Source organism: Sphingobacterium sp. UBA5996 (assembly GCF_002429765.1).
In the GTDB taxonomy this organism is placed as follows: domain Bacteria; phylum Bacteroidota; class Bacteroidia; order Sphingobacteriales; family Sphingobacteriaceae; genus Sphingobacterium.
Genome location: NZ_DJAS01000023.1, coordinates 317,737 through 339,395, shown reverse-complemented (window position 1 = coordinate 339,395; position 21,659 = coordinate 317,737). Strand labels below are relative to the sequence as shown.

General features: G+C 39.6%; 11 protein-coding genes. 8 read left to right on the top strand and 3 right to left on the bottom strand.

Annotation, left to right across the window (positions count from 1 at the left end; all coding sequences use genetic code 11):
* Positions 1-103 precede the first annotated feature (103 nt).
* The 3 genes from B3E00_RS18340 to B3E00_RS18330 are packed head-to-tail and all read right to left on the bottom strand — an operon-like array spanning position 104 to position 4,203.
* Positions 104-1,423 carry a sensor histidine kinase gene (locus B3E00_RS18340; protein WP_293939624.1) on the bottom strand — a complete coding sequence of 440 codons (1,320 nt, stop codon included), beginning with the start codon at positions 1,421-1,423 and terminating at the stop codon, positions 104-106.
* 3 nt (positions 1,424-1,426) lie between these two features.
* Positions 1,427-2,788, bottom strand: coding sequence for a sigma-54-dependent transcriptional regulator (locus B3E00_RS18335; RefSeq protein WP_293939622.1), 1,362 nt, complete (start codon positions 2,786-2,788; stop codon positions 1,427-1,429).
* A gap of 32 nt (positions 2,789-2,820) precedes the next feature.
* The gene (locus tag B3E00_RS18330; RefSeq protein WP_293879653.1) at positions 2,821-4,203 is read right to left on the bottom strand and encodes a TolC family protein; all 1,383 of its coding nucleotides are present in this window, start codon (positions 4,201-4,203) and stop codon (positions 2,821-2,823) included.
* A 633-nt stretch (positions 4,204-4,836) separates the two neighbouring features.
* On the opposite strand from B3E00_RS18330, the gene B3E00_RS18325 reads away from it, so the two are divergent.
* From B3E00_RS18325 to B3E00_RS18290, 8 genes are all read left to right on the top strand, one after another.
* Positions 4,837-6,090: an efflux RND transporter periplasmic adaptor subunit gene (locus tag B3E00_RS18325; RefSeq protein ID WP_293939621.1), complete on the top strand. Its 1,254-nt coding sequence runs from the start codon at positions 4,837-4,839 to the stop codon at positions 6,088-6,090.
* Between the two features lie 65 nt (positions 6,091-6,155).
* Positions 6,156-8,522 carry an ABC transporter permease gene (locus B3E00_RS18320; RefSeq protein WP_293939619.1) on the top strand — a complete coding sequence of 789 codons (2,367 nt, stop codon included), beginning with the start codon at positions 6,156-6,158 and terminating at the stop codon, positions 8,520-8,522.
* Between the two features lie 90 nt (positions 8,523-8,612).
* A complete protein-coding gene (locus B3E00_RS18315) occupies positions 8,613-9,290 on the top strand; it encodes an ABC transporter ATP-binding protein (protein WP_293879663.1) in 678 nt (225 codons plus the stop codon).
* A gap of 44 nt (positions 9,291-9,334) precedes the next feature.
* On the top strand, positions 9,335-11,740 hold the full coding sequence (locus tag B3E00_RS18310; RefSeq protein WP_293879650.1) for an ABC transporter permease: 2,406 nt from the start codon (positions 9,335-9,337) through the stop codon (positions 11,738-11,740).
* A gap of 60 nt (positions 11,741-11,800) precedes the next feature.
* A complete protein-coding gene (locus B3E00_RS18305) occupies positions 11,801-14,221 on the top strand; it encodes an ABC transporter permease (RefSeq protein ID WP_293939617.1) in 2,421 nt (806 codons plus the stop codon).
* Positions 14,222-14,290: 69 nt separating this feature from the next.
* Complete coding sequence (locus tag B3E00_RS18300) at positions 14,291-16,693, top strand: ABC transporter permease (protein WP_293939615.1); 2,403 nt, start codon at positions 14,291-14,293, stop codon at positions 16,691-16,693.
* 43 nt (positions 16,694-16,736) lie between these two features.
* Positions 16,737-19,145, top strand: coding sequence for an ABC transporter permease (locus B3E00_RS18295; RefSeq protein ID WP_293939613.1), 2,409 nt, complete (start codon positions 16,737-16,739; stop codon positions 19,143-19,145).
* Between the two features lie 55 nt (positions 19,146-19,200).
* The gene (locus tag B3E00_RS18290; RefSeq protein WP_293939611.1) at positions 19,201-21,564 is read left to right on the top strand and encodes an ABC transporter permease; all 2,364 of its coding nucleotides are present in this window, start codon (positions 19,201-19,203) and stop codon (positions 21,562-21,564) included.
* Positions 21,565-21,659: the final 95 nt, after the last annotated feature.

The following is a 21,659-nucleotide window of genomic DNA, read 5'->3' as shown; positions in this document are numbered from 1 at the left end:
ATCGCTAAATTTTATGATTTTTCACATGGAACATCAAGGTTTATTTGGACAATCGGCAGGACTGCTCAACCCAAAAAAGAATTTTGGCGCCAGATAAAAAGTACTAAAACTGGAGTACAAAAACACTCCCCTGCCCTTCGGTGCTGTTCAGAAAAATGGTTCCCTTATGCAACAGCATAATCTGCTTACTTAAAGTCAAGCCTACACCTGTCCCCGTTTTCTTCGTTGTAAAAAACGGGGTAAAGATTTGCTCCTGAAGATCAGCAGGAATTCCTGCGCCGTTATCTTCAATTCGGACCTGCACCTTACCATCAACCTCCAGGGCAGATAAACTGATATAAGCGTCTTCACTATGCTTAACCGCATCGATAGCATTCAACATTAAGTTGATGATAACCTGCTCAATCAAGTTGACATCCGCAGACAGCATGAGTCGCGTATTTTTTAGGATGATGTCGACGTCAATATTTTTCTGGATCAATGTAGGCTCAAGCAATTGATAAATATGCTCAAACAGCTGTGCAATCTGAATCGGTGCAAGTTGAGGTTGATCCACTTTATTGATCATACGATAACTTTTTGCAAAATGCAGTAACCCTTCACTGCGGCGTTTGATGGTGGAAATACCAATTTTTAGATCTTCTATATCCTCATATCCCTTAAAGTGATCCAAACGGCCATTTAGGGTTTCGGCAAGTGAACTGATAGGTGCAATGGAATTCATGATTTCATGCGTTAGCACACGCAACAATTTATGCCAGGCCTTTGTCTCTGTTTCATCGATTGCTTCGTTGATGTTTTGGTAGACAACAATCCTAAATACAGCATCCTGGGCCTCAAAACTTGAGCTTTGGATCAATAATTTGATTTTCCCTTTACTCGACTGAACGGATTCCATTTGTTGCTGTCCATTTTCAAGCAACATAGTCTTTTCATATAAATCGCTGTTTTTTTTCTTTAGTCCGGAGATATTTCCAAGATGCGGCAAATGGAATAGTTGTTTAAATGCATCGTTGACCCACATCACCTTGCCACTATCCCTTTCATAGAAGATGATTGCAGAATTCAACATATTGATTACACGATCCAGGTACTGATGTTGAATTTCCTGTTTGATGCTGATATCCTTATAGGTTTCGTTGATCTGGTTAAAAGCAAGGAAAAGCTTTCCTTCCACAGATTTGGTATTTTTCACCAGGAAACGTCTTGTAAAATCACGATATTTGACAGCTTCAGAAAATTCAATCAATTGTCGGGCTAAAAAATTATATTGTGCATATAAATTAAAACCTAAATAAAGCATGACACAAAAGATCAAAGCAGCCTGCACATATTCACGCTTTAGTAACAAATAAGCACTCAGAAGAGCTGCTATCAGCAGTACAACAATCTTAATCGCATTTAGAATTTTTCCGTTCCGCATCGACTAAATATCATATTTTTCCAAACGTCTATAAAGCGCGGCCCTGGTTAGCCCCAATTCTTTTGCTGCTTTACTGATATTTCCATTATAACGCTCAATCGCTGACTTGATCGCTTTACGTTCAAGTTCTTCTAAATTTTGACTGCCAGGGCTAGATTCAACGATACGGCTCTCCATTTGCTGTTCAATTGGCGAGAAGAAAAGATCGTTACCAGCAATACTAAGCTGGTCGGCCATAATAACAGCGCGCTCAATACTGTATTGTAGTTCGCGTACGTTTCCTGGAAAATGGTATGCGGACATCTTCTTAACCGCATCCGACTCAAAGCCTTCAATCCGTTTATTGTATTTTTTTGAATAAATATCTAGAAAATGCTCGGCCAATAGCTTGATATCCCCCCCTCGCTCTCGTAAGGGCGGTACCTGAATTTCCACGGTATTGATCCGATAAATTAAGTCCTTTCGAAAGCGGCTTTCATCTGCAAGCTGCTTCAACGGAACATTTGTTGCGGAGATTAAGCGTATATCCACTGAAATTGGCTGATAAGAACCCAACGGCGTCACTTGTCTATTCTGCAATACGGTCAACAATTTCGCCTGTTGTTGCAACGATATGTTGCCGATTTCATCAAGAAACAATGTTCCCCCATTTGCTGCTTCGAATCGCCCTTGCCGATCTTCTCGTGCATCCGTAAATGCCCCCTTTTTATAGCCAAAAAGTTCACTTTCAAACAATGTTTCTGTTAATGCCCCAACATCAACCTTGATATAAGTCCGATCTGAACGTAAAGATCTTCGTTGAATGGCCTGGGCAATAAGATCTTTACCGGTTCCATTTTCACCAAGTATTAATATATTGGCATCCGTAGGAGCGATTTTCTCCAACTTGTATTGCAATTCATCCATCACAACGGAATTACCAATCATATCAGGACTGTTTGTGCTGCTCAGCAATGAGCTTTTACTTTTCTTTTCCCTATTTTTTGATTCGGCAAGGGTGCTTTCTATTGTTGCGAGCAGCTGCTCATTTTCCCAGGGTTTCACCACAAAATCCGCAGCACCCTGCTTCAATGATTTTACAGCGAGATCAACAGCTCCATAAGCGGTTATCATAATGACATGTACCTGTGGAAACTTTTCTTTGATCCGCGACAACCAGTATAATCCCTCATTACCAGTATTAATCGTACTTTTAAAATTCATATCTAAAAGCACCAGATCATAAGGGCTCTTATCTAGATGTGCGATAAGATTCTCCGGATTGGGCTCAACTTGAATATGACTAACTTTAGGTTTAAGCAAGATTCTTGCCGCAGTTAATAAATCCTGGTCATCATCCACGACTAAAATAGATGCTTTTTTCATACTTCCTGACTTCATTGAAGATACTAAGATAACTATAAATTCAACGAGCCTGCGTAATAATCATTGATATATTTTTGCAGCAGCCATTCATATTGTTTTACCAGCAATTGAATCTGACTGTTATCGTATTTGTTTTTTGCAGTCAAAAAAATCACTGAATTACTGTTGCCCAATTCGAAAACTACCTTGGCAATACGAAAAGACTCCGCGTAATTTTCATTTTGACTACGGAGCTGTGTAATCATGTTACTCGCATTTTGCAAATTGAAAACAGCATTAGAAGTTGCCGATCGTAAAATATTTTGCTGAATCTCTTTTTGAAATTTAGCTGACTGTAGATCTAATTTTGCCAGACGAACGTTATTGTAAACCTGCAGATGATTAAAAATCGGAACAGAAAGATTGAGCGATATATACTTTCCTACGTTATTACGCATTTGTGACCAATATGTTCCTTGAATCCCCACTTTAGAATAATTTGAGCCTAAACCGGCGCTCAGACTCAAGGATGGATAATAGAATGATTTCGCAATCTTAATATCCCGCTCCGCCACTTTGATCCGATAATCCAGGGCCTGTATATCGGGCAATTGATCAACAGCCATTTCATAGAGCTGTTTCGCGTCCAGTCGTTGCCCGCTCTCTTTTATTCCAAGATTCTCCAATTCGCCCAATTGATTTTCATCCATATTGAGTAAGGCTGCAAGCTTCACACGGCTACTGTATAGTAACTGACGATTATTTTCAATCGTATTGACATCATTTGCCAGTTGTCCTTTCAAATCAAAGTAATCTCCAGGATTAATTGCACCTTCCTTATGCATACTCTCCGCACGTCTGACCTGTTCTCGGGTTACTTCAGTCTGCATTTCCGATTGCCGCAATATATCCTGAGCAGTTAAACTTTGAATATAAGCAGTAATCACATCCAGTTTTAAGGCATTAATCTGCGTATCAAAAGTCAATTTACCGGCGGTCTTCGCGTCGGCGCGCATCCGTATATCGTGAAATAAGCGAAACCCTCTAAATATAGGCAGGCTTGCGCCCAAAGAAAAATTCCCTGTCGAATTGTTTGATGAAATATATTGAAGGGTTGAATTATCCTGAGATCTTCCAGAAGTTAGGCTGTGCTGCAGATTTGCATCTACATCGGGTAATCTATTTGCTTTAGCCTGGGCTAAATTCACCTCCGCACGCTTCACATCGAGTTCATTCTGCAATAAGGTTGGATTGGCCTTTATTGCCAACTGAACACATTCAGCTAAACTCCGTTTGGAAATTTGCTTATCGTCAGTACTTGTTACTGTTGTTGTTTGCGCCACTTTCTCTGGTAGCCGTTGCTCAGTCTGCTGCGCCTCGGTCTTTGCATAACTCAATAAAAAGCATAATGTAGTATATATATAGACTCTCTTCATATCCATTTTTTATTTTCTTGCTGACCATCGCCATGCCAAACAAATAAAACACTAAATATCAAAATGATATAAAAAGTGACTTTTGAAAAATGTTCGTTAATGAACAGTCGGTGTGCGTAGTTGGACAATTAAAATCCACAAGCATATAAATAGGAACATGATGAAGATCAAGTTCGCCCTTTACTCGTTTATTCTACGGATATTCATCGGTATTCGCACGGAGTTTATTCGGTTACAACCGAAGAAACTCCGAAGAAGCACCGAACAAGTACCGAACAAGCACCGAGCAAAGTACGAATATGGTATAATGTGGATTCGGAATTTCCTTTACTTAAATAGGTTTGAAAACGCAATAAACCATTGAAAATATTGCATCTCTTGAGCAAAGCCAGCAACAACATCGTCGGATGAAATGTTACTGAATCAAACACAACCTATAGTTATGTTTGATTTTTGTTCAAAACGTTTCAGTTAGCACCATAGACAGAAAAAAAAGACCGTTGTACGCCTTCGTACAAGAAGTGTCCGCTATCGAACACCGAAGACTCGACAAAACAAAATAAAAATCTATAAATCAATACATTAAATTATTGGCACAGCTTTCATAGTTACATACCAAATTGATATTAAATTATGGACAGACCTTTAGAAAAGAAGAAGTGGAATAGCAAACGTATCATGACCATTGTAGGGGTTGCTGGCTTAGTTGGATTAATCAGCGCCAGTTTCTATTTTACATCTGGTAAAAGCAAACTCAATGTTGAAGCCGACCGCATCTCTATTGTCGAAATAAAAAATGGTAACTTTCAAGAATTTATCCCCATAAACGGTACAGTACTTCCAATTAGCAGTATATATCTTGACGCTTCTGTGGGTGGACGAGTAGAAGAAAAATTCGTAGAAGACGGCGCTATCTTAAAAAGAGGGGATGCTATCATGCGTCTATCCAATACGGATCAGGAGCTTACCTTGGTACAACAAGAAACACAAGTGCTCAATTTATTGACACAATCTCAGATTGCACAGACCAATGCTCAGCAAGCTACCATTAACAACCGCAACCAAATGGCTGATGTCGAACAGGCCTACCGAGAGGCTGAACGTGTGTATACCTTAAATAGAAAATTACTGGCGGAAAAAGCCATCGGTACACAGGAATTCGAAAAATCAAAGAACGAATATAATTATCAAAAAGAGCGCGTGAACCTGACTAAACAGATTCTCAAACAAGACGAAATTTCCAACGCACAAAAAACTAATCAGGATAAACAAACCTATCAACGTACACAAAGTGCTTTGGAACTGATGAAAAGGAAAATTGGCGACTTAATTGTTAGGGCACCCGTTGACGGACAGCTGACTTCCTTCGAGGCAGAAATTGGACAAAACAAAAATGCAGGTGAACGATTGGGACAAATCGACGTTTTAACAGGGTTTAAAGTTCGCGCGGATATTGATGAACACTATATCAACCGAATTTTCCCTGATTTACAGGGAGAGTTTTCTATCGGTGACAAAACCTACAAACTTCGTATTAAGAAAGTCTATACACAAGTTACCAATGGTCGGTTCCAGGTTGACATGGAATTTGTCAATGATGTCCCCAAAGGAATCCGTCGCGGTCAGACCCTACAAATACGTCTAGCACTGAGTGATGAAACAAAAGCGTTGCTGTTGGCAAAAGGCGGATTTTACCAACAGACCGGTGGTAACTGGATCTTCAAATTGGATAAGAATGGGGGTACAGCATATCGTGTAGATATCCAGCTTGGAAGACAGAATCCCGAATATTATGAGGTTATCAAAGGCCTACAACCGGGAGATAAAGTTATTGTATCGAGCTATGAGACCTACGATAAGGTTCAAGAATTGAATATTAAAAAGTAACATTATAAAGGGGGTATCGGGAATATAAATATGCCGATACACCCTTTTATCATACGATTACAATCATGATCAAAAACTTTATTAAAACCGCAATCCGCAACCTTTGGAAAACCAAAGGTTATAGCTTTCTCAATATTTTTGGACTAGCGATCGGGATTGCGGCGGCATCGTTGATTTTTTTATGGGTTGAAAACCAGTTGAGCTACAACGATAACTTTGCCAACAAAAAGGATATCTACATTGTCAAATCAAAACAGACTTACGATGGGGCCACCTATGTATTTGAATCAACCCCGGGGCCTTTCGCTCAAAGCATAGCGAAAGAGATCCCAGGCATCAAGCATGCCGTGCGCATAAGCTGGAATTCACCCATGCTATTTTCCGTCGGAGACAATAATATATTTCAAAATGGTGTATATGCCGATGGGAGCATAGCCGATGTGCTATCCTTAGTATTTCTTGAAGGAGACCGAAAGACAGCCTTTGATCAAGTCAATAACATTGTATTATCAGAAACTGCAGCGAAGAAATTATTTGGTAACCGCCCGGCATTGGGAAAAACTGTCAAAACAAACAATACTGAACCATTTATTGTTGCAGGCGTAATCAAGGATCTACCCAAAAATAGCAGCTATGATTTTCAATGGCTGATTCCTTTCAAAAAGTTTGAAGCTGGTCAGGATTGGTTGGAAAACTGGGGAAACAATGGTGTACAAACATTGGTTCAGGTCGAAGATAATGCCAATGTTGATCGGATCAACAAACAGATGATGGATTTTGTCAAAAACAAGACCAATGGTGAAGTCACCTTCTCACAGAATTTTCTCTATCCAATGGAACGTTGGATTACCTACAATCAGTTTGATAACAGTGGTATTGAAAAAGAGGGTGGTATCAAGAATATTCGGCTATTTACCTTTATCGCTTGGGTTGTCTTATTAATTGCCTGCATCAATTTTATGAATCTCGCAACCGCAAGATCAGAAAAAAGAGCAAAAGAAGTTGGGATGCGCAAAGTGGTTGGTGCAAGTCGCAAATCGCTCATTATGCAATTTTTGGGAGAATCCGTTGTTTTGGCAATTATTTCCTCTCTTGTTGCTATATTACTAATCTATATCTTCATCAGGCCGTTCAACACCATGATAGGCCAGGATCTTCAGGTTAATCTTTTAGCCCCCTCACACCTGCTATTTTTAACGACAATAACATTAGCATGTGGATTATTTGCAGGTAGCTATCCTGCATTTTTCCTTTCGGCATTCAAGCCGCTTTCAACGATCAAAGGGGCAAAACAGAAGGCCGGTAGCGGAAGTTTCGTCCGTAAAGGGTTGGTCATCCTACAATATACAGCCTCAGTTGTGTTAATTATCTGTACCATTATCATCTACCAACAGATTCAGCACAACAAGAAGAGGGATCTCGGTTTTGACAAGAGTCAGGTGTTGACTACAGCGCTACAAGGTGATATGGCCAAACATCTGCCGCTCATTAAGAATCAATTATTAGCAACAGGAGTTGTGCAAGGAATCGGTGTCAGTGACATGAGTATTCTCAATATCAACTCCAATACTTCGGGTTTTAGCTGGGAAGGAAAAGATCCAAATGCCAGTATTTTAATTGGCATGTTACGTTCGGACGAAGGACTCATTCCCGCTTTAGATCTAAAGCTATTTGACGGTAGAAACTTCCATCAAAATTTTGTAGGTGATAGCACCTCGGTTGTCATCAACGAAGCATTTGCAAAAATGATCAAAAAAGATGGCCTTGTGGCCGGTAATATCATCAGTTACGGTGAGGAAAAATTCACCATCGCCGGTGTCGTTAAGAACTTTGTTTATAACAATGTGTATGCTGATCCTGAGCCAATGCTGTTTCTGCCGATGAACAGAGATAATGGCATCATGACCATCAAGACAAAGGCTGGAGTCGATTTACCGGATGCAATTCAGCAAATCGAGAAGATCATCACCAAAAATAATCCTGGTTTTCCTTTTGACTACAAGTTTTTGGACGATAGCTTCAACACTAAATTTCAAGCCGAGCTTTTTGTACAACAACTATCCAGCGTATTTGCCATCATGTCCATCATTATTTCCTGTTTGGGACTCTTTGGTCTGGCGGCCTACGCCACCGAACAGCGTGCCAAGGAAATCAGCATCCGGAAAGTTTTGGGTGCCTCAGTTTCGAAACTCATCCAAATGCTCAATCGTGAATTCGTCATTCTAGTGGCAATATCATGCATCGTTGCGTTTCCTATTGCGTGGGTGATCATGAATAAATGGTTAACTAACTATGCACATCATATTGATATTTCCTGGACCATTTTTATCATCAGCGGTTTGACAGCTATTGTCATTGCCTTATTGACCATCAGTTCACAGGCATTTAAAGCAGCGATAGCTAATCCGACTAAAACGTTAAGAGATCAGTAAAAAATTAAAAAGAATTTAATAACAGAACAGTATACATCCAAAGCAATTTTGCCAAGGATCCAAAACATAAAAACCATGAGCACAAAAAATATGATCAAAATCACCAACCTTCAAAAGTATTACCGCACAGAAGAAGTTGAAACCGTAGCCTTAAACAACCTAAATATCCATGTTAAAGAAGGAGAATTTGTTGCTGTAATGGGGCCTTCAGGCTGTGGAAAATCGACCTTACTCAATATTATTGGGTTATTGGATGATCTGGATGAAGGAAGTTACCTGTTCAACGACATCGAGGTAGCCAAATTCAAAGAACGTGGTCGTTCAGATCTTCGTAAACATAATATCGGTTTTGTATTCCAAAGCTTCAATTTGATTGATGAACTCACTGTATTTGAAAACGTGGAACTTCCTTTGGTTTATACCAATGTTCCAGCAGCAGAGCGCAAAAAAAGGGTCGAAGAAGTATTGGAAAAAGTGCAGATCATGCACCGTCGCAATCACTTCCCGCAACAGCTTTCCGGTGGTCAACAGCAACGTGTTGCTGTCGCCCGTGCCGTTGTTAATAATCCCAAACTGATCTTGGCGGATGAGCCTACAGGTAACCTAGACTCCAATAATGGTAACGAAGTCATGCAGCTCCTGACAGAATTGAACGAAGCCGGCACAACTATCGTCATGGTAACACACAGTGAACACGATGCCAAGTTTTCTGACCGAGTGATCCGCATGTTGGATGGACAGGTGATCATGGAAACCACTTCGGTGTAAGACAAGGATGATATAGCGAATAAATTGACATAAAAAACCTATAGATGATGAGTACGATTAAATTAATTTTTAGACAACTATGGCGTAACCGTCTTTTCACATTTTTAAATGTATTTGGACTTGCCATCGGAATAAGTGCCTGTTGGCTTATTTTCCGCATCGTCAATTATGAATTTAGTTTTGACCAACATCACCCGGAAAGCGAGCAGATTTACAAGGTTCACACCTCTTATGAAGAAAAGGATAAATTAGATCATTTCGATGGTGTTCCTGCACCGTTACCGGCATATATCAAGGAAAACTTTGTCAATGTCGAACTGACAGTACCTATATTTAAACAATACTTCGAGCGGGTCAGTAATCAGGGTGGTGGCCAGAAAATAGAGTTTGAAGATCAGTCCGAAATCATTGGCACCACAGCAGAATATTTCAAAATGACACCTTATGTTTGGTTAGCTGGCAACCCAAGAAATATACTACAAAATAGCCATGAAGTCGTCCTGACGGAATCGCGTGCGAAATTGTATTTTCCAAATATGCCCGTAGATCAAATCGTAGGAAAGACATTGTCCTACGATAGTACACTGTACAATGTCGCTGGTGTTGTAAAAGATTTAGCTCATCCCAGCAGCTTTTTGGCTAAAGAGTTTATCCGGATTCCAGAAAAGGAATCGCAGAGTACAAATTGGAACAATTCAAATTCAAATTGGCAGCTCTTTATTAAAGTAAAATCATCTGCTTCTCTCCCAAACATGATCCAAACAGCCGACAAAAAAGTCTATGAGATGACACATGCTGAATTTGATAAGTTTGGATTTAAAATGCACATCAATACCGTCCCTTTAAAAGACTTACACTTTACATCTTACGCTCAAAATAACGTGGATAAGAAAATAATGTATGGTCTTATTGGTATTGGTGTATTCCTGCTGTTACTTGCCTGTGTCAATTACATCAATCTTGCTACCGCGCAAATTCCACAACGCGCTAAGGAAATTGGTATCAGAAAGACCTTAGGAGAAAGTCAAAAGAGAATTACAACGTTCTTTTTACTAGAAACATTTTGTATCACCGCTTTTTCGGTACTTTTATCTTGGCCTTTACTGCTCGTAGTTCAAACAATTTTATCCGCCTATATTCCGGATCAACTTAAGTTGTATCCCGATCCGTGGGGCGTTTCGCTCTTTCTAGCAATACTTACAATTACGATCACTTTCATTTCCGCGGGTTATCCGATCTTATTAACAAACAAAATCAAGATTGTTGAAGTCATTAAAATCTCACACGCGCAAAGTCTCAAATTTGGCAATCTATCTTTTCGAAAAATGCTCATTATTTTTCAATTCTTGATTGCGCAACTCTTTGTTATTTCAACTTGCATCATTGGTTTACAGCTGAAACATGCACTTCAGAACAACCCTGGTTTTGATAAGGACGCTATTGTCACCCTACGTTTTCCAAGTAAAAGCTATCAGGATAGCCATGTTGATCCATTTGTTTTCAAACAGGCGATTAAACACATCGCAGGCGTAGAGCAGGCTTCTTTGGGTCATCTGCCCATGAGTAATGATCATTGGGGTAATGCAGTGTTCTCAAAGAGTGATACGGGCCAGGTACAAGCAGACGTACAAATGAAATTTGTCGACCAGGACAACTTTAAGCTCTTTAATTTTAAAATGCTTGCAGGCCGCCCACTGCAGTTGGCTGATACGAGTACAGGCATTGTTTTAAATTTAGCCAGCGTGGAAAAATTAGGTTTCAAATCCGCTGAAAATGCTGTTGGGAGCTTTATTACGTTTACAGACAAACAGCGGCAAATTGTCGGTGTAACAGACAATTTCCACACCAAAAATCTCCATGCAGCCATTCAACCTGTCGTCATGCTGAGTTCCATAAAAAAATGGGAACTAAATAGACTGATTATCAAACTCAACAGTAATTCAGCGACCTGGACCGAAACATTAAAGCAGGTTGAAAAAGAATGGAAAAAGTATTACCCAAAAGCGCCTTTCAAATATGATTTTTATGATCAACAAATTAAAGAACTCTATAGCAGTGATCTAAAATTCTCGAAGATCATCAATCTATTTACATCGACGACAATTCTCATCAGCTGCTTGGGATTGATCGGCCTGGTTACCATCACCACGGTACAACGTACAAAAGAAATTGGTATTCGAAAAGTGTTGGGAAGTACGGTACTGGGAATTATTGGTTTATTATCAAAAGATTATATCAAACTTATACTCATTTCTATATTGATCGCTACCCCAATTGCTTGGTGGATGATGCACAAATGGCTGGATGATTTTGCGTATAAGATAGATCTAACCTGGTGGATGTTTACGATTCCAGCTGCGGCGACCCTTCTGATTGCATTTTTTACGATGAGCTACCAATCCATAAAAGCGGCACGTGCAAACCCAGTTGATAGTTTAAGAGATGAGTAAAAGCTGGAATAGAAGAAACTAATTGATTGTTATACAAACTGCAATTTAAGAAATTGAGCTATGATCAAGAACTATATAAAAATAGCCTGGCGCAATATCTCCAAAAATAAAGGATATTCGACCATCAACATAATTGGGTTAGCAATAGGATTGGCCTGTTGCCTATTAATAACTCTTTATGTACAAAACGAATTGTCTTATGACAATTATCATGCGAATAAAGATCGAATTTACCGCATCGTCCATGACTATAAGGATGTAAGCAGTACAGAGCAGCATCAGATCTGGGGCAATGCACCCGTCGGTGATGCTATCAAGGCTGATTTCCCTGAAATAGAGAAGGTCGTTCAATTTTCAGGGCAAACGTCTATCCTACTCAAAAAAGGCGATAAAAGATTCCAAGAGGAAAATGTATTTTTCATGGATTCTACTGCTTTTGATGTCTTCAGTTGGAAGGTTTTAGCCGGCGACCCGCGTACAGCCTTAAATAATGCCTATTCTGTCGTATTGACAGAAAGCACTGCTAAGAAATATTTCGGCGATCAAAATCCCATTGGCAAAACGCTTGAAGGGGGCTTAGCCGCGGGCCGTGCCGAAGCCGGTTTATATACGGTAAAAGCAGTAATAGCCGATGTACCTCCCAACTCGCACTTTACATTCGATGCACTGCTCTCGATGAGTACATTTCGAAAAGCAAGACCGGAAGTCTTTGACAAAGAAGGTTGGGATTATGTAGACTTCTACACCTACTTTCTGGCTTCAAAAGACTTTGACCCTGTTAAATTCAATCAAAAGATACCCGATTTTCTCAAGCGTCATATCCCAACAAACCAAAACGCCAACGCAAAATACAATTTCCATATTGAACCACTTCTACAGGCTTACATGCACTCGTCTGCTGATCGTCAGCCCGGCACCAATGGAAGCTATCAGAATTTATACATATTCAGCATTATTGGCGGATTCATATTACTGATCGCCTGTGTGAACTTTATGAATCTGGCTACATCAAGGTCAATGGAAAGAGCAAAAGAAGTCGGCGTCCGAAAAACGATAGGCGCGAGCAAAAGCAATCTGATCTTTCAGTTTATGTCTGAATCATTGGTTCTTGTATTCGTTAGTAGTATTTTGGCGATAATGCTTGTTATAGCCTTTCTCCCCTTTTTGGAAGCATTCTCGGGCAAACATCTTAATTATTCGTCCCTGCAAAATGGGACGACCTGGGCAATATTCCTATTCACTACCCTTCTTACAGGACTTCTTGCTGCCAGCTATCCCGCGTTGATTCTAGCAAATTTCAAACCGATTGCAGTACTTAAAGGAAGTTATAGCAACAGCAAAGGGGGTACATCGTTACGTCGGGTATTAGTGGTTTTTCAATTTTGCCTTTCTATTGTGCTCATTGCAGGTACAGTCGTCGTCTTTTCTCAACTAGATCAATTACAGCAACGAGATCTTGGATTTCAAAAAGATCAACGGCTTGTGATAGATTATAATTTCGATGATAAGGTAAACAATAATCTGGAAGCGATAAAATCTACACTAGCAAAAGATAAAGATGTTTTGTCTGTCACTGCATCACGTACGGTACCGGGAACATTTTTTCCAAATGCAGGAACAGAAATCATGTCATCAAACGGAACAATGCGTCAATTTGCTCCTTTTTTATATGAAGTCGATGTTGACTTTATTCCTAATATTGGTCTGCAAATGGCCGCAGGGCGTGCCTATTCCAGAGATTTCCCAGCGGATACGGCCCATTCACTTGTTATCAATGAATCTGCTGCAAAACAATGGGGCTATTCAAATCCACAAGATATTATTGGCAAACAATTTCGTCAATGGGGAAGAGAAGGAACGGTTATCGGTGTAGTGAAAGATTTCAATTACCTTTCTTTACATCGTAAGATTGAGCCTTTAGCTTTGCGACTTGAACCAAGCAGCAGCCGGTATTTAACGGTGAATATCCAACATGTAAACCAGCCTGAGACCGTTGCCAGAATCGGCAAGCTGTGGAATGAACTTGTACCAAACCGTCCATTTTTATATAGCTTTCTTGACGACAATTTCAATCGACAATATGAAGCGGATTTTAATTTTAGAAGACTTTTTACAGCCTTTTCCGGACTGGCACTTTTTATTGCCTGTTTAGGTTTATTGGGACTTGTTACGTATACAGCCCAACAGCGTACCAAAGAAATCGGCGTACGGAAAGTCCTCGGTGCTTCCATCTATCATTTAATCCTTCTACTCTCTTCGGACTTTATCAAGTTGTTGGCTGTAGCCCTGCTCATCGCAACTCCCCTATCTTGGATGGCAATGAAAAAGTGGCTGGACAATTTTGCTTATCATATTGATCCACAGTGGTGGATGTTTGTCTTTGCTGGTTTTGCTACAATCATTATCGCATTAGTAACGGTGAGCTATCAAACGTTGAAGGCCGCAAGAGCCAACCCTGTAGATAGCTTACGGGATGAATAAATAGTATAAATAAAGCATATTTGGTAGAACAACACTATATACATCAGCAACAGAAAAACCCATACGATCATGTTAAAGAACTATATGAAGACAGCTTGGCGAACGATCATAGCAAACCGATTTTTCAGTATCCTCAATATTAGTGGACTGGCTATAGGTATTTGTGTATCGCTATTTTTATTTGCCTTTATCCGGCAGGAATTAAGTTTTGACACCATGTATTCTAAAGCAGATAATATCTATAGGGTGTACATGAAATTATCCGCAGCATATAATGAGGAAAAAATGCTCACGCTACCGAATGCGGTAGGCCCAGCTTTAAAGGCAGACATTGCACAGGTAGATAATATGGTACGTGTTGTAAAAGATGGCTATGGTGCGACGGCTTCTCTCCGCACCGACAATGAGAATTTCTCCGAAAAGCAACTATATCTCGCAGATTCCTCTTTGTTTTCCCTATTCGATTTTCAATTTATTGAAGGAAATGCGCATACCGCTTTTTCAAACAAGAAGAGCATTGTTCTTTCTCAATCATCGAAAGAGAAGCTATTTGGTAAACAGGAAGCTGTAGGAAAAATAATCACTATCAATCAACGAGATACCGTTCAGGTAACTGGGGTATTTAAAGATTTCCCTGCCAATAGCACATTAGACTGTAACATGGTCATGAATATAATGGATTCATGGATGGGGAAAGATGTGTATTGGACCAATGCGAGTTACGAAACCTATATTCTGTTGAAAAAAGGCGCAGATCCAGGCTCCATTGCGCAAGAAGCTACTAAATTGATTGATAAGTATGTCGAAAAAGACAATCAATATTATACGCAATTTTTCCTCCAACCTTTATCAAAAGTACACCTCTATTCTTCCGATTTGACGCGTGGAGTGACAACACGTAGTGGAAATATAAACAATATCAAGACACTATCGGCTCTTGCTTTTTTAGTCATTATGATTGCATGTATCAATTACATGAATCTAGCAACAGCAAAATCGCAGAAGAATGCGAAGCAAGTAGGTGTCAATAAAGTACTTGGTGCTACGCGTAGACAGCTTATTATCCGCTTTTTTGTGGAAACGGCAACGATAAGTTTCTTTGCAATGCTCATTGGGGTAATCCTCGCCATTATACTTATCCCTGTATTCAATTTTTTCGGTAAGACCGATATCACCCTTCAACATCTACTTCATTGGGATATGCTTGGGATATTGGCACTGGCATGGTTGATCATTACACTTGTTGCTGGTAGCTATCCTGCACTATTTCTTTCGAACATCAAATCGATATCTTTAATGAACAAAGGATACAATAAACAGGGAAAAACAATATTCATTAGGCAAGTATTGGTTGTATGCCAGTTTTCTATCTCGATCGTACTCATTATCGGTATTATCATTATGCTCACACAAATGAACTTTATCCGCAACAAAGATTTGGGTTATGAGCCCGAAAATGTTGTATCCATTTCAATTCGATCTATAAAAAATAAAGAAAAGCTACATGCAATGGGGCAGCGAGTTCGCAGCCTGAACAATACCGTTTCCACTACTTTCGCACAATCTATACCCGGATTCAATGAAAGCGGAAAAACAACTTACAGATTAACAACCGACAAACAGGGACTACCAACTTCAACTTGTGTTACTTTCGGTAATACAATCCATACTTTAGGGCTAAAGTTACTTGCTGGAGCGGATTTACCAAATGTTATCGGCGGTACTGATTCAACATGTTATGTATTGATCAACGAAAAAGTAATGAAATTTTTAGGTTACAAGACACCCGAAGAGGCGATAGGAAAGCATATCATCACAGAGATGAGTGCGACTAACTCCATTATATCCGGTGTTGTCCGAGATTTTAATTATGCTAACCTAAAATCTGAGATCGGCGGATATACCTATTATACCATGAATGATCCTTCTGAATCACCCCGTAATTTATTAATACGTTATAAAACCACAGATTTGCAAACTTATATCGAGGAGTTAAAAAAAATCTATACAGCTATTGTCCCTGACGCCGCTTTTGACTTCTCTTTTTTAGATCAACATGTACAGGATCAATATGAAAATGAAATTCGCTCGTCCAATATCATGACGCTATTTTCTTTTCTGACCCTATTTATTGCCTGTTTAGGTTTACTAGGACTAGCGGCGTATACAGCTGAATCAAAAAGTAAAGAAATCGGTATCCGTAAAGTTTTAGGTGCAAGTATCAGCAGTATTATTCATTTACTGTCTGCCAGCTACATCAAATTGATCTGTATAGCATTTCTTATTGCAGGACCAATTGCATATTACCTATTTAATAGTTGGCTAGCTAATTTTGTATACCATATCGAGATGCCGTGGTGGGCCTACGGGGTCGCGATAATGACAGTTACCCTTGTGGCATTTATTACCATTGGGTTTCAAACGTTCAAAGCTGCATTACTAAATCCTGTAAATAGTTTGCGGGACGAATAACAACACTAGATTATCAAATTGGGGTTTAAAAAAAGAAATAACAATGATTGTAAATTCACTTAAAACGGCGTATCGTTTCTTAAAAAAACATAAGTTGATCACGTTCATCAATATTACTAGTCTCGCTATTGGAATTACGGCTACGTTGGTTATTTTCCTCATGATTCAATACGACTATAGTTTTGATAAACATGTACCAGGTAAAGAACGAGTATATCGTGTGGTTAACAATGGCGAATTTAAAAATGCTGGTGTCTACGTCCCATTGGTTCGTACGATGGAAGCAGAACTCCCAAACGTAGAAACGGTAGCCCCGATCTACCGCAGCCATATCCAAAAACTTAAAGTTTCTTTGGCAACCAATCAATTCCAGACTTTCCCTAAAGAACAGAAGATGGTATTTACCAACAGTCAATATTTCGATATTTTCCCTTCGAAATGGTTAGCTGGCAGCGCACAAGCTTTAAATTCCTCGGGCAATATTATTCTTACACAGACAACATTAGAAAAGTTTTATGGCAAAGAACTTCCATCCAATGTAATGGGTAGAACGATTATTTATGCGGATAGTATCCCGCTTCAAGTCGCTGGAGTGATTGAAAATCCGCAACATAATTCGGATTTCAATTTTGAAAGTTTCATTGCTGATGCGACGATCCCTATTGACAATAATTTAAAGAACATATATAACTGGGAAGCCTGGAATAGCATATCCGACTCCCATCAAGTACTTATCAAAACAAAAGCCCACAGCAATCCGCATCTACTGGAGCACAATATTGCAAATCTTCTTAAAAAATATAAATACAAAGAAGGAGAAAAGATCAGCGATAAGATGGAATTGCAAGCCTTAGGAGAGGTACATTTTGATACGCGATTTAATTATGATGCGACCCATCCCGAAGCACTACGCAACCTCATTCTACTGGCCTTGTTCCTCCTGGCGCTAGGCGCGGTAAATTTCATCAATCTATCCACTGCGCAATCCATCGAAAGAGCGAAAGAAGTGGGTATTCGCAAAACCCTGGGCAGTTCTAAAACGACATTGATTAAACAGTTTTTGATCGAAACTTTTCTCATAAGTTTGACGGCAACATTATTTGCTATTTTATTGCTTCCTTTGTTTTTACATGTCTTCGAAGGATTTATTCCGAAAAACCTGAGCATAGAACGCTTGGACAAGACCGTTATTGTTTTGTTCCTATTGGGGCAATTGATCTTAGTCACTTTACTTGCAGGATTCTACCCTGCCTGGGTACTGACAGGATATGCGCCGGTGCTGGCGCTCAAAAATCAACTTGGGAAAAACACCAACCTTTCCCGAAGTGCATGGATACGTAAAGCGCTGACCATCTTTCAATTTATCATGGCCCAAGCGTTCCTTATATGTGTACTTATCGTTGTTCGCCAAATCAACTACGCCACTCATAGAGATATGGGCTTTCAGAAAGATGCCATTGTTAATATCTATATTCCGGGAGCTTTTCAAAATTCCGCTAAAGGCGTCATTCTCAAAAACGAGCTTAAGAAGTTAAAAGATGTCAAAGCAATCAGTTTTGGGAACATCGCTCCAGCGATGAACGGCTGGATGACCACTGCAATCTCCTACGATCAATCGCCCGACAAGGAATCCTTGACTTTTGATAGTCGATCGGGTGATGATAACTATTTAGACGTTTATCAGATTCCGCTTTTAGCAGGAAGGAATATACGCCTATTGGATTCAACCAGTGAAATGTTGATCAATAGAAAAGGCCTTGAACTCCTACATATCAAAAAACCACACGATGCCATTGGTAAAACCTTCGAAAATGGACATAACATCATTGTTGGTGTGATGGAAGATTTTGATCTTGCTTCAGCGCGACAAGGAGTTAAACCCGTTGTTTATATGGGTAGCAAAGAAGGTTATGTACTCCATATTGCATTGGATCAATCGCATCCTGAAAACTGGAAAAATGCGATCGATAAAATAACGTCTAGTTATAAATCGGTTTTCCCCGATGATGAATTGGATCTACGATTTGTGGACGAGGTTATCCAAAACTTCTATTCACAAGAAAAGCAGCTTTCCAAGCTTTTATCCTGGGCAGTGGGACTTTCTGTAATCATCGCTGGACTGGGTTTATTCGGACTTGCCATCTTCACGGCAAATCAACGCACAAAAGAAATTGGAATCCGTAAAGTATTGGGGGCATCTGTTTTCCAGATCACATTCCTACTGCTTCGAAATTTGCTATCACTGGTTGCGATAGCATGTATAATAGCTTTTCCAATTGCCTATTATTTTATGCATAATTGGCTTAATGATTTTGTCTACCGAACGACAATCAGTCCCTGGATTTTTGGGCTTTCCGCCGTGGGATTGATTGCATTTGCGAGTATTGTACTTTCAACCAAAAGTGTCTTTGCAGCAAAAGCAAATCCAATAAATAGTTTAAGGGACGAATAGAACAGTTGATAAATAATGAGTAGCTTATAATTAAATACCTAACAACAGCAATAAAATGATTCAGTTATTTCTAAAAACAGCGCTTAGAAATTTAAAGCGCAGTCCCTTAAATACGACAATAAATATTTTGGGATTAGCACTGGGGTTTACTGTTGCTCTGATCAGTACGTTATGGGTGCTGAAACAATTTTCTTACGATAAGCATTACTCCAATTATCAACATATTTATCAGGTCATGATGACCGGAACTTTCAACGATGAAAAATCTACTGATCGCTCTACGCCTATTCCTTTGGTCAAAACAATTGCAACGGATTTCAAAAATGAAATGCCAGAAGCTGCGCTGATTACTACGATTGAAAGTAATACGATTAAAGTAGGGGATAAAAAGTTGAATGCAAACGGATTTTATGCCATGGGAAGATTCGCTGAATTATTTTCCTTTAAATCCTTACAGGGGGCCAGCAGTACGCCAACTGCCCCATATACCATCATTGTCTCGGAATCGTTAGCACAACGGCTTTTCGAAAACGCCAATGTTATCGGAAAAATTCTTCAGCTCAATGGGAAGGAACAATATACTATTCAAGGTGTTTATAAAGATATTCCTGAAAACAACACGTTTTATGGTTTGGACTATGTATTGCCATTTGCCGATTACCTCACTAAAGATCAAGGTATTGCAGATAGCTGGTCTAGCTGCTTCTTTAGCACGTTCGTTAAGGTTGATAATCCGGCATCGATTCCCGCGTTGGAAAACAAGCTGACAAATATTATCAACAAAAAACTAACGGATATAAAACCTGAGATCCTCTTACATCCCATGTCGAAATGGCATTTATACGATTCCTTTAAAAATGGGAAGAACGTAGGTGGACAAATTCAATATGTATGGATGTTTGGGTGGATCAGTATATTCATTATGTTGCTGGCCAGTATAAACTTTATCAATTTAAGTACTGCAAGAAGTCTAAAAAGAGGAAAAGAAATCGGGGTTTTAAAATCTGTTGGCGTCAACCGCCGACAGCTTATTGCGGGTTTTCTGGTTGAATCGACAATGGCGGTATGTTGTGCTTTTTTGATGGCTGTGTTAATGGCAACCTTGCTCCTTCCTTGGATCAATACAATCACGCATACGACGCTACACATACCTTTTGCCGATTTTCGTTTTTATGGTTTCTCGCTATTGGGAATAATCGTCATAGGTATCCTTTCGGGTATGTATCCAGCTTTATTTTTATCGGGTTTCAACCCTATTCTGGCCTTGAAAGGTAAGATCACTAGTAGAAAAGGCGGATCGCAAACGCGAAAAGCGATGGTGATTGTCCAATTTGCCATTTCCATTTTTCTGATGATATCCACCTATCTAGTGATCCAGCAATTACATTATGCAAAAAAACGTCCTATAGGCTATAAGAGTTCCAATTTGGTGAATATTACCTCCTCCAATCCCACGATCGTCAACAACTTCGCTATCCTCCGAAAAAAACTAATCGAACAGCGATTAATTCAGGACGCTGCCCTTTCGTCTAACTTTGTTAACCGACTTTCGTTAACAGGAGGTGGGTTTAATTGGCAGGGAAATGACAGCAAAGATGGTGCTATTATGGGGATCTTTACCGTTGATGACAATTTTGCAAAGACTGTACAATGGGATTTTATACAGGGCCGTAATTTTTCAAAAGATTTTAAAACAGATTCAACCGCTGTTATTTTGAATGAGGCCGCTGCTCAATTTATGGGAGTGACAGACCTCAACAGTAAACAATTGTCTAAAAGAGGTATCAATTATACAATTATTGGGATTATCAAGAATACACTTTCCGAATCCCCTTTTAAATCGATTACGCCGACAGCTTATTTCCTCAAATTTTTACCGAAAAACAAGATCACGCTGCAATTGAACGATGGTCAAGATCTTAAGCAGGACTTAAAAGCCATTGCTACAGCCTTCAATCGAATCGATCCGGATTTTACCTTCGATTATGCATTTACTGATCAGGAATATGCTAAAGAATTTCAGCAGATGGAGATGATCAAAAGTTTGACAAGTCTGTTTACAGGTCTCGCCATTCTCATTTCTTGTCTCGGTCTATACGCCTTAGTGTCCTTTCTTACGGAGCAACGTGAAAAGGAAATCGGTATTCGAAAAGTATTGGGTGCTTCAGAAGTCGGCTTATGGCGATTACTATCCACGGAATACGTTTGGCTCACGGGCATCAGCTTTATGCTTGCATCTCCCCTGGCTTATTTGTTGATGGAATCGTGGCTCGAAGACTATGTCTACCGCATATCAATTACATGGACGGTGTTTGCTATCACAGGCTTAACCGCATTACTCATTACCCTATTAACCGTTAGTTACCAAGCGATTAAAGCTACATTAGCAAATCCCGTAAAAACCCTAAGAAGCGAATAATATTAATTTGTTCGGGGACGGACACTGTACTGTCCGTTTCCGAACATTTAAAACCACCACAAAAACACATCAAAAACCTAAAAATCAATACATTA